Origin of the sequence: Roseibium sp. MMSF_3544 (assembly GCF_030732845.1) — a bacterium.
Taxonomy (GTDB): Bacteria; Pseudomonadota; Alphaproteobacteria; order Rhizobiales; family Stappiaceae; genus Roseibium.
In genome coordinates this window covers 263,042-275,861 of record NZ_JASHKA010000005.1, presented here as the reverse complement: position 1 = coordinate 275,861, position 12,820 = coordinate 263,042, and the positions used below count along the sequence as shown (strand labels likewise).

The window sequence follows — 12,820 nt, the reverse complement described above, 5'->3', positions numbered from 1 at the left end:
AAATGAAAGCCACCCACGAAAGCCTTGCCAAGGAATATCACGAAAGCGGAGCCTGGTCCGATGTGCCGCTTGACGAACTTCTCCGCAAGACCGCTGCAGAACATCCCGACCGGCTTGCACTGGTAGATGCACCGGACCGGGCCACATGGACCGGTGGAGAACCGCGCAAACTGACCTATAGCGAAGCAGACGGGGAAATTGACCGTCTCGCAGCGTTTTACAAGACTGTCGGGCTGAGCGCGGACCATGTCATCGGTATGCAGGCGCCAAACACCGTTGATACCGTCATTGCCTTCATGGCAGCACTACGCGCTGACCTGATTGTCTCCCCGCTGCCGCTGCACTGGCGGCAAAAGAATGTGCTGGAAGCGCTGAATTCGATTGGCGCAAAAGGCTTTATTGCTGCCGACAGGGTCGAGACGCGGGATGTCGGCATCGCTGCCCGGGACGTCGCGGCAGACCTCTTTGCGCTGCGCTTTGTGTTCGGGCTTGGAAAAGACATTCCGGACGGCCTCATCGAACTTGGACCGATGCTCACGGAGATGGGCGACGAGTTGCAATTCGTCTCCAATGAACGTCCAGATCCGGCTGATCATACGGCAACGATCTGCTGGAGCCGGAGTGGCGAAGAGAACGTACCGGTGAGCCGGTGCCACAATCACTGGGTCTCCGCCGGTCAGATGATTGTTGATGAATCCCATATCAAGGACGGCAGCTCGATCCTGGTGCCCTACTCGCTCAGCGGCCTGACAGGGCTTGGCGGGGGGCTGGTGCCGTTTCTGATGACCGGCAGCACGCTGCATCTTCATCACCCGACGTCGCTTGCGAATCTCGCGGCACACGCAAATGAAGTGCAGGCCGATGTCGTCCTGACACCTGGCCCATTGGCGCAAACACTCGACCGCAAACTGACCAATACAAAGACCACCGTCCTTGCCGCCTGGAACATCTCGGCGCCACATCCGACGACGTTTGTCGCACGCAGACGGCTTGTCGACCTTCACGTTGCCGACGAATTTGCGCTCGTTGCCAAGGCGCGCGGACCATCGGCGAAAGTCAAGGCGACAGCCTTGGGAAAGCATAACGGGCCAAACGGGTGTGAGAGCGGGCCAGCCCTTCTGGAAATTGCAGTCACAGAGGTGGAGGCACAAACACCCACCTTGCTGGTGAAGGGGCCGATGGTTCCAAACATCGGCTGGCGGACCCTCAACGGTGAACAACGGCGCGTGCGCTGGGAGGGAACCGGTTTCCTCAATACCAACATCAAGGTTCAGCTTGCCGACGATGGAATTGCCGGCTTTGGAATACCGGGCGTTTATGCTGTCGGGACCGGCAATCTGGAGACTATTGATGTCATATATGCGAGTTATCCGGGCATAAAAGAAGCAGCCGCATTCGTCGTTGAAGACCCGACGCTCGGCGCGCGGATGTACGCTGCGCTGGTTCCAGAAGCAGCCAGCGTGCCCGACGCGTCCTCGTTTTTTGCCTATCTGGATGCCGAAGGTGTGGATCTTGCCAAAATCCCGCATCGCGTGCTGATTTTGCAGTCACTGCCGCGCAATCCTGATGGTACAATTTTCAGAGAAAAGCTGACCATGCGGACGCAGCGTTTGCCGGCCGCGGTGGCTTAGATCAAAGAACCTAGTATCGCCGTAGTTCAATGATCGTTTCCGAACTTGAATGGCACCCGCGTGGGCAACAAAAGCGGGGCCTTGAGGGACTTTGGAGTTCTGGTTTTACTCGTGGCCAATATCCGACGCGCACCACGATTGAACCCTGAACCTCTTTGGTCCCTAGGTGGGGACAGGGCATGGATTTAGAAACGTCGCTTTCGTGGCGTGGACCATATTGGTATGCCGGCCGGCGGCCCAAACGGAGCAGCAATGGTGACGCGCCCGAAGATCTTGACGTGTCGCTGCTAAAGATGTTCGAACGAGGCAGCTCGCTTCCGACTGCTCTGCCAGCAGCGGTCGTCGTGGATATCAAGTGCCTGAACGAAACTCAAAAACAGCCTTTCTTCGAATGGCTCTTGCCGACAATCGCTGCGCTGACCTGCGACGTTCCGTTCTATGTCCTGACAGATGGCGACGACGTGTTGCCCGAAGGGCTCCAGGCAACTGCAATTATTGACCGCGTTGTGCCGGACGATGTGTTGCTGATGTTGATCTGCATTCACCAGCGTGCACTCATGCGAACAGAAGAGGCCCAGCTTCGTCGAAAGGTGTTTGGCCGCATACCTGGCTTTGGCACGGCCCCGCATCATACCGGGACCAGCAGCCTGATGGTCGTTGGCCTGAGTGGACGTTTTCTGGAGTGGCAGGACGCAAGCGACCAGAAAGTCGAGGTCGTCGGCGCGTTCGACGGCAAGATGGCGGTCGAGTTCATGTCAATGCGCGCCTTTGATGCCGTGGTCATCGACGCTCCCTTTGAGGAAGCCGTCGACTACATACGGCAGATCAGGCGTGACGCCCGGTTCGCCGGCCTGCCGGTTTTGGCAGTTTGCGAAAAGGAAGAAGATACCGCGCTTTTATTCCGCAACGGGGCTTCCGACGTGATTGTCGGCGACAACCTCAAGGAGACACTCACAATGCGGATGGCTTCAGCGATCCGCTTTGGTAAGCGAAGAAGGCTGGCTGACCGGATTCTTGCGGAGAGCCAGATGTGGCTTCGCCAGCAGATAAATGAAGGCGGTCTCGGGACAGAATACTACGCCAACTATCTAGAGACCTGCAGCAATGCGCTGGCCGTCCGAGGACTGGATCTCTGGGAATTGCGATTGAAACCGGAGAGTTTCGGGATCACCGTCTCCACGCCTGAAGAGCTTGAAGAGTTCAACACCACACTGTTGTCGATCGCCGATGCCACGAGCCGGGACGAAGACCTCGTATGCCTGGTCAAGGATCTTGGACCCGTCGCCGTCTTGAAAAACGAGGCGGGTACCGTGCGGCTTCAAAAGCGGATCAGCTCAATCTTGACGCATACCGTGCGTTAGGTTTCTTTCGAGGTCACCGAAGAGAACTGGAAACCCTCACACGCTTTCGTGTTCTTCAAAAGGGACCGCAATCCAGGGATATGCATCGTTTTGGGGTTGGAAAATGCGCGGAAATCACTAGGATTCCGGCATAACAACCAAGAATTCGGTAGATCCATGACCACTCCCTCCCCGATAACTGTCGATGTCGTTTCAGATGTCATGTGTCCCTGGTGCTTCATCGGCAAGCGGCGGTTGGAAGCTGCGTTGAAATCAGTCCCGCAGCTCGACGTAGCCGTGCGTTGGCACCCCTTCCAGTTGGACGCGACGCTTCCGAAAACGGGCAAGGACCGAAAAAAATATCTCAGTGACAAGTTCGGCGGCATGGATCAGGCCGATACGATCTACAGCCGGATCAAGGCCGCCGGACAGGAAGAAGGAATTGATTTTGCCTTCGACGACATCAAGCTGTCGCCAAACACGCTTGATTGCCATCGGCTGATCCTGTGGTCACGCGCGGACGATCTGCAAGACGAAGTCGTCGAGCGACTGTTCAAAGCGTTTTTTCTCGACGGAGAAGATCTGACAAAGTCGGAGACGCTGGTGCGCATCTCCGACGAGGCCGGGATGCAATCCGACCTGGTCGAGCAGCTCCTGGAAACGGAAACGGATCTCGACAAGACCGAGGCGCAGATCGAAAGAGCGCAGCAGTCCGGTATCACCGGCGTGCCCTGTTTCATCATTGACGGCAGGTTTGTTCTTGCCGGTGCAGAAAAAGCCGAAACCATCGCAGCCGCCCTGCAGCACGCCGACGAAACACGGACGGATTCTGAAGCGGAACAGCAGGGTTAGGTCACAGCCGCCAAAGCTGGCTCCGACACCACTCGGGGTATCCGGACCGTTACCTGCCTCGCTCCCCTCAGCTCTTGGACAAATCCTGAGCCAGCATCAAGGCGTTGCCGTCCGGATCGTAAAATGTCGCCGTACTCACCATTCCCTCAATGGTCTCAGTATCGCCATCGAACCTCACCCCGGCGGTTTCAAGGGCGTCTCTTGCGGTCTTGATATCGGCAACGCCAAAGACCGGAACCGTGTTACCGGGCGCAGGCTCGGTCTGTTCCCCCAGTCCAAGGGTGACACCAGCTGTTTTGGTTTGCATTTCGCTCCATCCAGCTTCGTCAATATGGTGGATCAATTCGAACCCGAGTTTGGCGGCGTACCAGTCTGCGCTTGCATGACGGTCCCGGACTGACATGGCAAGCGTAATGGTGTTGTCCAATGAGACGAGTGGCATGAAACTTCCCTTTTGTTTAAAAGTAATGTAACTATACTTTATGGACATTAAGTCGCTTGTCAAGCTTACGTCCCGTGCGTGGTCGTTGAATATCCTGGCCCTGATGCATGAAGGCATGCCTGGACGTCAGGCACCCCTGCTTGCTGCAACAAGTGCAAGCCGTACGTCCTTTGCTTCGAGCCTGGACCATCTTGTCGAGCTTGGTTTTTTGGAAAGAAACCCGGGTCACGGACATCCACTGCGGCCGGAATTCCGCCTGACCCCGCAAGGTGTAGAAGCTGCCGCAATCGCAAGCAGGATCGTGAAAGCAGTTCCAGATGACCGAGAATTTGCGTTGCTACGCCGGAGCTGGACGGTGCCGATCCTGGCACTCACGGCATCCCCACGGCGCTTTTCAATCATCAAGTCTGACCTGGCGCCGATCACCGATCGGGCCTTGTCGACGTCATTGCATCAGTTGGAGGAGCGAGAGTGGCTTCGCCGCGAAATCGTGACGTCAAACCGTTTGCCGTTTCCGACTTATCACGCGGCGAACAGGGGCATCGAAATCAACCGGGCGATTGACCTAGGCGTGCGCTAGGCTAGCAATTGCGACCATTTCAATCTGGATGACTGCTGAAACTCAAAAGAAAAGCCCCGCGTTTCCGCGAGGCTCCTTGCCAAGATCGAAACAACCGGCTTCGATCAACTTTTCAGGATGGATCGGCCCGCATAAACTGCCTGCGGCCCCAACTCTTCCTCAATTCGGATCAGCTGGTTGTATTTTGCGAGCCTGTCGGAACGCGCCAGCGATCCGGTCTTGATCTGTCCGCAGTTCGTCGCGACCGCGAGATCGGAAATTGTTGAATCTTCGGTCTCGCCCGAGCGATGCGACATGACCGCCGTATAGGCTGCCTTGTGCGCAGTCTCAACCGCATCAAGCGTCTCTGAGAGCGTGCCGATCTGGTTGACCTTGATGAGGATCGAGTTTGCAACGCCCAGATCTATACCTTTGCGCAGACGCTCGGAATTGGTCACGAATAGATCGTCACCGACGAGCTGGCATTTGTTACCGATCAGGTCTGTCGTGGCTTTCCAGCCGTCCCAGTCATCTTCGGCAAGACCGTCCTCGATGGATATGATCGGGTAGCGTGCGACCAGATCGCCCAGATATTTGGCCATTTCCTCAGGCGCGAGAGATTTCCCCTCACCTTCCAGAACGTATTTTCCATCCTTGAAGAATTCGGTGGAGGCCGCGTCGAGCGCGAGATAGACATCTTCGCCCGGCTTATAGCCAGCGGTCTCGATTGCCTTCATGACGAAACCGATCGCCGCGTCGGTGGATTCCAGATTGGGTGCAAAACCGCCCTCGTCGCCCACATTGGTGTTGTGGCCGGCCGCATTGAGGGCTTTTTTCAATGTGTGGAAGATCTCTGTACCCATGCGCACCGCTTCGCTGAGCGACTCAGCGCCAACCGGCATGATCATGAATTCCTGGAAGTCGATCGGGTTGTCGGCGTGGGCACCACCGTTGATGATGTTCATCATCGGAACCGGCAGGGTCCGCGCTGATGTGCCGCCGACGTACCGATAAAGCGGCAGACCAGAGGCCTGTGCAGCAGCCCTGGCAACCGCCAGCGAGACACCAAGGATCGCGTTCGCACCGAGGCGTGCCTTGTTGCTGGTGCCGTCCAGTTCGATCATCGCCTGGTCGATCTGCAACTGATCTTCCGCTTCGAGGCCGCCGACGGTTTCGAAGATCTCGCCGTTCACGGCATCAACAGCCTTTTGAACGCCTTTGCCCATGTAGCGGTCGCCACCGTCACGCAATTCCACGGCTTCATGCGCACCGGTCGAGGCGCCGGAGGGAACTGCTGCGCGACCGAAAGATCCGTCTTCCAGGAATACATCGACTTCAACAGTCGGGTTGCCGCGGCTGTCAAAGATCTGACGCCCGACGATATCGATAATGGCGGTCATGGAAAGAACTCCCCTGTCGCATGGACCTGTGTGTGCTACTTGCCGGCGACGCGCCGACACATTCGGAGCCGCTTCAGCGGCCAATTGTGGAGCCATCGCCCCGAAACAGCTGCGCGCCATGCGCAGCCTTGAACTGTCAAGCCGCCGGTTTTGCCTTGACGACGGCATCAATCGCCTGAAGCTGACGCAGCAAAGCTTCAAGCTGATCCATCGGCACCATGTTGGGTCCGTCGGAGGGGGCAGTGTCTGGATCCGGATGGGTTTCGATGAAAAGCCCTGCAACACCAGCCGCAACCGCTGCCCGGGAGAGAACCGGCACCATGGTCCGGTCGCCACCGGTCGATGCTCCCTGTCCGCCGGGCTGCTGAACGGAGTGGGTCGCGTCAAAAACCACAGGAGCGCCCGTCTGCGCCATGATCGGAAGCGCCCGCATATCGCTTACCAGCGTGTTGTAGCCGAAACTTGCGCCCCTTTCGGTCAAAAGGACATTTGGATTTCCCGACCCAGTAACCTTTGCCAGAACATTCTTCATGTCCCAGGGCGCCAGAAACTGACCCTTCTTGATGTTGACGACCTTGCCGGTTTTCGCGGCAGCGACCAGCAGATCGGTCTGCCGGCACAAAAATGCCGGTATCTGGAGAATATCAACCACCTCTCCGACCGGTGCACATTGCTCGGCCGTGTGCACATCCGTCACGACAGGCATGCCGAACGTTTCCTTGATTTCCGCAAAAATCGGCAAGGCGTCCTTCAGCCCGACCCCGCGTCCTCCGGAAAGCGACGTCCGGTTGGCCTTGTCGAAGGACGTTTTGTAAACGGTCGCAATTCCGAGTCTGTCGGTGATTTCCTTGATGGCGGCGGCACATTCAAGCGCGTGGGTGCGGCTTTCCAGGGCGCATGGACCAGCGATGAGGCTAAATGCCGCATCATTGTCGAACGTTACATTGCCAGCTGTTACTTCGCGGTTCGCCTCGGTCATTCGTCACCTTGTATTCCTGGACGGAACTTACCGCCCTAACCCTTCACAGGTTTTGCCCCGCAGCAAAATTGCGTGTTCCATACCGTTCTTTTCAGCAGGCTGCAACAGTCCGATTAGCAGCTGCCGAAAGTTCTTTTAAATCGATTTAAGGCAGAGAGACCGACACCGGACGCCACTTTTCCGCCGGAGTTTCATCTTTGCTTCGCACATGCAGCAAGATATATCACTAAAGGTCATCGTTTTGGATTGTTATCGCCTGCGCAACCCGGGAAGCGCTCGTCTCGAAACTACCGCTTCAGAACCCTGAGTTTATTGTCCCTTTCGTCCAATCATGAACAGATGGGGCCCATATCCCCCGACAGTTACATTTGGAAGGCCTGAAATGAACAAACCCATTCGCAAAGCCGTATTGCCTGTTGCCGGTCTCGGAACTCGTTTCCTTCCGGCGACAAAGGCCGTACCAAAAGAAATGCTGACGATCGTGGACCGACCCATCATTCAATATGTTGTCGATGAGGCGCGCGCCGCGGGGATCGAACACATTGTCTTTGTGACGGGCCGAAACAAACACGTCATTGAAGACCATTTCGATGTCGCGTACGAACTCGAAGACACGCTGAAATCGCGTAACAAATCTGCAGCCCTTGAACTTCTTGAAAAGCATCGGCCGCAACCCGGATCAACGAGCTTTACCCGTCAGCAGGCCCCATTGGGTCTTGGTCACGCGATCTGGTGCGCACGCGATATCATCGGCGATGAGCCGTTTGCGATCCTGCTTCCCGATGTGATCATCAAGTCCAAGGTGAGCTGCCTGAGGCAGATGGTCGAACTCTACGAGCAGACCGGCGGCAACATCATCGCTGTGGAAGAAGTGCCGGAGGATCAGACCCACCAGTATGGCATTGTGGAACTGGCAGAGACGATCAACGAAAACGCGAGCCGTATCTCCAACATGGTTGAAAAGCCGGCACCCGGTACTGCTCCATCCAACCTGATGATTACCGGACGATACATCTTGCAGCCGGAAATCTTCGAACTCCTGTCAAGCCAGGGCAAAGGCGCCGGCGGTGAGATCCAGCTGACCGACAGCATGCTCTCCCTCATGTCCAATCAGGGGTTTGCCTCTCTCAAGTTCGAGGGCCGCAGTTATGATTGCGGCAGCAAGTCCGGGTTCCTGAGCGCGAACATCGCCTTTGGGATGGACGACCCGAACCTTGCGCAGGACCTTGTTCCGTTCATGGAAGAAATGATCCGGCAACCTCAGGCCGCCGAGTAAGGCGAACCAAGGGATTTGTTTCAGGCTTCTTAGGAGAACCGGACGGCCATGCCCGGTTCTCGAATGTGACATACCGTGGCGCTAATTGGCCAATTTCCGGTCCTCGCCACGCTATTATTGATTCTTCACATATTGATATTTCTGACAGGAACGCTGCTTCATGTCTCGAGCCTTCCAGCGCGGCTTATTGCTCGTTGTTCCCGTCGCTTTTTTATTGAAAGTCGCGCCGGCAATGCTGCTGCCAATTTCTACGGCGACGCCTGAGACATTGAAATTGCGAACAAATTCTCCGGCTATGCTTTTTTCATTAGCCGTGTAACTTAGAAATTATCTCGCTCATTTGCGCAGGCCATTGGTTTTTCTGAACGATCCACTCGTGGATATTCACGTGGACTTTAGATCCGGGTCGCGGTTTTCAGCGTATACTTTTGCGACATTACGGAAAGAGGTGCTGAAGATGATGAAGGGTCTTTTCTTGAAAACAGCGGCTGCGGCCGGCATTGCCTTTTCTCTCTCACTTGGCTCGGTCAAGGCAGACGATTCTCTGGACAGTCAGGCCTTTCAAAGCATCATCAAAAACCAAATGAGCGCATTTGCTTCCGGAAATGCCAACCAGGCGTTTTCATTCGCCACGAACTCGCTTCAGAAACGCTTTCAAACACCTGAAATTTTTATGGAAATGGTCCGTCAGGGATACCAACCGGTTTACAACCCAAGCAACGTGACCTTCGGCCAATCGAAGATGACCCAATTCGGGCCGACGCAGGAAGTCTACGTCACGGGACCGAAAGGACAGAACTGGTTGGCACTCTACAGCTTTGAGAAACAGGAAGATGGCAGCTGGCGGATTTCAGGGTGTTATCTCACCAAATCTGACGGGTTTGCTGCCTAGATAAACCTCACAGCGCCGGGATGTCGCCCCGCGCCCAGTCCTCTTTCGTTTGAGCATAAAAGGCTTCGAACCGGCCTGCTTCAATAGCGTCCCGCATGCCCTGCATGAGCTGCTGGTAATAGGCGATGTTGTTCCAGGTCAGCAGCATGCCTGCAAGCCCCTCTCCGGTGCGGACCAGATGGTGCAGGTAGGCTCGGCTATAGGTGCTTGCGGCAGGACAGGCGCTCTCTTCGTCGAGGGGACGCGGATCATCCTGGTGCCTTGCGTTCTTCAAATTCACCTTGCCGTATCGCGTGTAAGCAAGACCGTGCCGGCCGGCCCGGGTCGGCATCACGCAGTCGAACTGGTCAATACCGCGTTTGACGCTTTCCAAAAGGTCATCCGGCGTTCCGACGCCCATGAGATATCTGGGCTTTTCAGACGGCATGACGGGTGTCGTGATGTCCAGCATCCGCAACATGACTTCCTGCGGCTCTCCAACAGCAAGCCCACCGACGGAGTACCCTTCAAACGGCATTTTTGAGAGTTCTTCTGCTGAACGGATGCGCAGGTCGGGCTGATCGCCGCCCTGGACAATGCCGTAGAGCCCCTGCCCCTTTGCCGGGCCGCCCATCGCTTCGAACTGATTTCTGGAACGTTCTGCCCATCGCAGCGACAATTCCATCGCCCTTTGAATCTCGTCCCTCGGATTGGGCAACTTGATACACTCGTCAAGCTGCATCTGGATATCGGAGCCTAGCAGCCCCTGAATCTCGACAGATCTTTCAGGTGTGAGGTGATATTTCTGGCCATCGATATGACTTTGAAAACGGACGCCGTCTTCGTCCAACTTGCGCAATTGTGCGAGCGACATAACCTGAAATCCGCCACTGTCAGTCAGGATCGTGTGTGGCCAGTTCATGAATGTATGCAATCCACCCAGTCTGTCGACGCGTTCGGCGGTCGGGCGGAGCATGAGGTGATAGGTATTGCCGAGGACCACATCCGCACCGGCTTCACGAACCTGACCAGGATACATGGCTTTGACGGTTGCCTGGGTCCCCACTGGCATGAAGGCAGGTGTCCTGACAATCCCGTGTGGCGTCGTGATTTCACCACGCCGGGCAGTTCCATCAGTCGCAATCAGCCGGAATCCGAAGCTCTTCTGGGAGTCGCTCATCTTGTCCTCTATTGACCGGTTGGCGCGGGAAACAGCAGCGAAGCATCGCCATAACTGTAAAAACGGTATTGATTCCCGATTGCGTGAGAGTAAGCGCCGTGCATGGTTTCAAGTCCGGACAGTGCAGACACCAGCATGAAGAGTGTCGATCTGGGCAAATGGAAGTTGGTCATCAGGGCATCGATCGCCCGGAACCGGTAACCTGGCGTGATAAAGATCGACGTTTCGCCTCGAAATGGCGAGATCGTCCCATTCTTTTGTGCCGCGCTTTCCAGGATTCTCAAAGAAGTCGTCCCGACACTGACGACCTTGTTTCCCCTTGCCCTGACAGCCAACAAGGCTTCGGCAGTCGCTTCGGAGATCTCGCCCCATTCCGCATGCATCTTGTGGTCTGAGGTGTCATCCGCCTTCACAGGAAGGAACGTACCGGCACCGACATGAAGGGTTACGCGGTGTTGCTCTATACCCCGCTCCCCCAAAGCCGCCAGCAACTCCGGAGTAAAATGCAATCCGGCCGTGGGTGCTGCGACTGCGCCCTCTTTTTCTGCAAAGATGGTCTGATAGTCCTGACGGTCCTGTTCATCCTCGCCGCGCTTGTGAGCGATATAGGGTGGAAGCGGGACGTGGCCGACCGACGCAATGGCAATATCGAGATCCGCGCCGGTCTGGTCGAATACCAGGACAACTTCACCACCCTCGAATTTCTCGGTCACCGTCGCTGTCAGGCGGGCGTCCGCACTTTCAAAAATCAGCTTGTCTGCGACCTTCAGCTTCTTGGCCGGCCGCGCGAAGGCTCGCCACCGATCAGGCGCTTCGCGCAAATGAAGCGTTGCAGTAATGTTCGCCTTTATGTCTCCGCGCAGTCGATGACCTTCCAGATGGGCCGGGATGACTTTGGTATCGTTGAAAACAAGCGCATCCCCCGGCTGCAGCAATGCCGGTAAGTCACGTACCCCTTTGTCTTGAAGCGGGTTTTCATGTCCCGGCTTGACCACGAGCATGCGAGCCGCATCGCGCGGACGGATCGGCCGCAAGGCAATGCGTTCATTCGGCAGGTCAAAATCGAATTCGTCGACGCGCATGGCGTTACAGATTTGTCCAGTTGTTATGGGATGGTCGGCTCATATAGGCCGTTGCTAGCTAGGTCAACACGCGTTGCACACGGCGCAAAGCAAAGCGGCGCGGAAAGATTTCCGCGCCGTCTAAGTGTCTGAAAAGCAGAGTTATTCCGCGTCCGCGGCCACTTTCAGCGAAACAATGTTGTCCGGATCAACCACGGGCTCCCCGCGTTTGATCTGGTCAACGTTGTCCATGCCGTCGATCACTTGACCCCAAACGGTGTACTGGCCATCGAGCCACGGAGCATCGGTGAAGCAGATAAAGAACTGGCTGTCGCCGGAATTCGGATCCATCGCCCGGGCCATCGAGCAAGTGCCGCGTACGTGCTTTTCCTGGCTGAATTCAGCCTGGAGTTTCTGGCCTGAACCGCCGGTGCCGGTGCCTTGAGGGCATCCGGTCTGAGCCATGAAACCATCGATGACCCGATGAAAGACGATGCCGTCATAAAATCCGTCGCGCACGAGTTCCTTGATGCGGGCAACATGTCCCGGCGCAAGATCCGGTTTCATTTCAATCACGATCGGTCCCTTGCTCGTTTCCATGAGAAGGGTGTTTTCGGCATCCTTGATTTCAGCCATTTCTGTCTCCTTGGGTCATTATTTGGGGCTGTGCGGTACTTGGCTTACTGGGCGTCTGCCGCAACCTGCATCTTGACGATCTTGTCCGGGTTTGCGGGTGGCTCACCGCGGGTGATCTTGTCGATCACGTCCATGCCGTCAACGACTTCACCGAACACGGTGTACTGCCCGTTCAGCCAGTCGCCATCCGCGAACATGATAAAAAACTGAGAGTTTGCACTGTTCGGACTGGCCGCTCTGGCCATACCAAGCGTTCCGCGCTTGAACGGAGCATTCGAGAACTCGGCAGCAAGATCCGGTTCTTCCGAACCACCCATACCGGTCCCGGTCGGGTCACCGGTCTGCGCCATGAAGCCATCGATCACCCGGTGAAAGACGATGCCGTCATAGAAGCCATCGCGCGTCAGTTTCTTGATGCGCTCAACATGGTTCGGTGCAAGGTCCGGGCGAAGCTGGATCACGACACGGCCGTCCTTCAGATCCAGGTAGAGGGTATTTTCAGCATCAGTGCCCTGGGCACTTGAAACGGCGGGAAGCAATAGAAACGACGCCAGAACGGCGCAAACTGCAAGAATTCGTGACACTGGGGACTC

The 12,820-nt window shown here is 56.3% G+C and carries 13 protein-coding genes; 6 read left to right on the top strand and 7 right to left on the bottom strand.

Going from position 1 to position 12,820, the window contains the following annotated elements:
* The first annotated feature begins 2 nt into the window (after positions 1-2).
* The 3 genes from RBB47_RS09955 (at position 3) to RBB47_RS09945 (ending at position 3,823) form a co-directional block, all read left to right on the top strand.
* Positions 3-1,631 carry a class I adenylate-forming enzyme family protein gene (locus tag RBB47_RS09955; protein ID WP_305985630.1) on the top strand — a complete coding sequence of 543 codons (1,629 nt, stop codon included), beginning with the start codon at positions 3-5 and terminating at the stop codon, positions 1,629-1,631.
* A 179-nt stretch (positions 1,632-1,810) separates the two neighbouring features.
* Positions 1,811-2,992 (top strand): hypothetical protein, encoded by a 1,182-nt coding sequence (locus RBB47_RS09950; protein WP_305985629.1) that lies wholly within the window; start codon positions 1,811-1,813, stop codon positions 2,990-2,992.
* A gap of 156 nt (positions 2,993-3,148) precedes the next feature.
* Positions 3,149-3,823 (top strand): DsbA family oxidoreductase, encoded by a 675-nt coding sequence (locus RBB47_RS09945; RefSeq protein WP_305985628.1) that lies wholly within the window; start codon positions 3,149-3,151, stop codon positions 3,821-3,823.
* Between the two features lie 67 nt (positions 3,824-3,890).
* Here the strand turns inward: RBB47_RS09945 and RBB47_RS09940 are convergent, their stop codons facing one another.
* Positions 3,891-4,265 (bottom strand): VOC family protein, encoded by a 375-nt coding sequence (locus tag RBB47_RS09940; RefSeq protein WP_305985626.1) that lies wholly within the window; start codon positions 4,263-4,265, stop codon positions 3,891-3,893.
* Positions 4,266-4,305: 40 nt separating this feature from the next.
* On the opposite strand from RBB47_RS09940, the gene RBB47_RS09935 reads away from it, so the two are divergent.
* On the top strand, positions 4,306-4,845 hold the full coding sequence (locus RBB47_RS09935; RefSeq protein WP_305985625.1) for a winged helix-turn-helix transcriptional regulator: 540 nt from the start codon (positions 4,306-4,308) through the stop codon (positions 4,843-4,845).
* Between the two features lie 104 nt (positions 4,846-4,949).
* Here RBB47_RS09935 and eno read toward each other — a convergent pair whose 3' ends face one another.
* A complete protein-coding gene (eno, locus tag RBB47_RS09930; RefSeq protein WP_305985624.1) occupies positions 4,950-6,224 on the bottom strand; it encodes a phosphopyruvate hydratase in 1,275 nt (424 codons plus the stop codon).
* A 136-nt stretch (positions 6,225-6,360) separates the two neighbouring features.
* Positions 6,361-7,203: a 3-deoxy-8-phosphooctulonate synthase gene (gene kdsA / locus RBB47_RS09925; protein ID WP_305985623.1), complete on the bottom strand. Its 843-nt coding sequence runs from the start codon at positions 7,201-7,203 to the stop codon at positions 6,361-6,363.
* Positions 7,204-7,585: 382 nt separating this feature from the next.
* On the opposite strand from kdsA, the gene galU reads away from it, so the two are divergent.
* Together galU and RBB47_RS09915 are read left to right on the top strand one after the other, a co-directional pair.
* The gene (gene galU, locus RBB47_RS09920) at positions 7,586-8,479 is read left to right on the top strand and encodes a UTP--glucose-1-phosphate uridylyltransferase GalU (RefSeq protein WP_305985622.1); all 894 of its coding nucleotides are present in this window, start codon (positions 7,586-7,588) and stop codon (positions 8,477-8,479) included.
* Positions 8,480-8,936: 457 nt separating this feature from the next.
* Complete coding sequence (locus RBB47_RS09915; protein WP_305985621.1) at positions 8,937-9,371, top strand: DUF4864 domain-containing protein; 435 nt, start codon at positions 8,937-8,939, stop codon at positions 9,369-9,371.
* 7 nt (positions 9,372-9,378) lie between these two features.
* On the opposite strand, the gene tgt is transcribed toward RBB47_RS09915, so the two are convergent.
* From tgt to RBB47_RS09895, 4 genes are all read right to left on the bottom strand, one after another.
* Positions 9,379-10,530: a tRNA guanosine(34) transglycosylase Tgt gene (gene tgt / locus RBB47_RS09910; protein ID WP_305985620.1), complete on the bottom strand. Its 1,152-nt coding sequence runs from the start codon at positions 10,528-10,530 to the stop codon at positions 9,379-9,381.
* 8 nt (positions 10,531-10,538) lie between these two features.
* Complete coding sequence (queA, locus tag RBB47_RS09905; RefSeq protein ID WP_305985619.1) at positions 10,539-11,612, bottom strand: tRNA preQ1(34) S-adenosylmethionine ribosyltransferase-isomerase QueA; 1,074 nt, start codon at positions 11,610-11,612, stop codon at positions 10,539-10,541.
* 141 nt (positions 11,613-11,753) lie between these two features.
* A complete protein-coding gene (locus tag RBB47_RS09900) occupies positions 11,754-12,227 on the bottom strand; it encodes a peptidylprolyl isomerase (protein ID WP_305985618.1) in 474 nt (157 codons plus the stop codon).
* Between the two features lie 44 nt (positions 12,228-12,271).
* On the bottom strand, positions 12,272-12,811 hold the full coding sequence (locus RBB47_RS09895; protein WP_305985617.1) for a peptidylprolyl isomerase: 540 nt from the start codon (positions 12,809-12,811) through the stop codon (positions 12,272-12,274).
* Positions 12,812-12,820: the final 9 nt, after the last annotated feature.

Coding starts and splice junctions, on each gene's coding strand:
- RBB47_RS09945 (WP_305985628.1), top strand. CDS start 3,149: ATGACCACTCCCTCCCCGATAACTGTCGATGTCGTTTCAGATGTCATG.
- queA (WP_305985619.1), bottom strand. CDS start 11,612: ATGCGCGTCGACGAATTCGATTTTGACCTGCCGAATGAACGCATTGCC.
- RBB47_RS09900 (WP_305985618.1), bottom strand. CDS start 12,227: ATGGCTGAAATCAAGGATGCCGAAAACACCCTTCTCATGGAAACGAGC.
- kdsA (WP_305985623.1), bottom strand. CDS start 7,203: ATGACCGAGGCGAACCGCGAAGTAACAGCTGGCAATGTAACGTTCGAC.
- RBB47_RS09940 (WP_305985626.1), bottom strand. CDS start 4,265: ATGCCACTCGTCTCATTGGACAACACCATTACGCTTGCCATGTCAGTC.
- RBB47_RS09950 (WP_305985629.1), top strand. CDS start 1,811: ATGGATTTAGAAACGTCGCTTTCGTGGCGTGGACCATATTGGTATGCC.
- RBB47_RS09935 (WP_305985625.1), top strand. CDS start 4,306: ATGGACATTAAGTCGCTTGTCAAGCTTACGTCCCGTGCGTGGTCGTTG.
- tgt (WP_305985620.1), bottom strand. CDS start 10,530: ATGAGCGACTCCCAGAAGAGCTTCGGATTCCGGCTGATTGCGACTGAT.
- RBB47_RS09955 (WP_305985630.1), top strand. CDS start 3: ATGAAAGCCACCCACGAAAGCCTTGCCAAGGAATATCACGAAAGCGGA.
- eno (WP_305985624.1), bottom strand. CDS start 6,224: ATGACCGCCATTATCGATATCGTCGGGCGTCAGATCTTTGACAGCCGC.
- galU (WP_305985622.1), top strand. CDS start 7,586: ATGAACAAACCCATTCGCAAAGCCGTATTGCCTGTTGCCGGTCTCGGA.
- RBB47_RS09915 (WP_305985621.1), top strand. CDS start 8,937: ATGATGAAGGGTCTTTTCTTGAAAACAGCGGCTGCGGCCGGCATTGCC.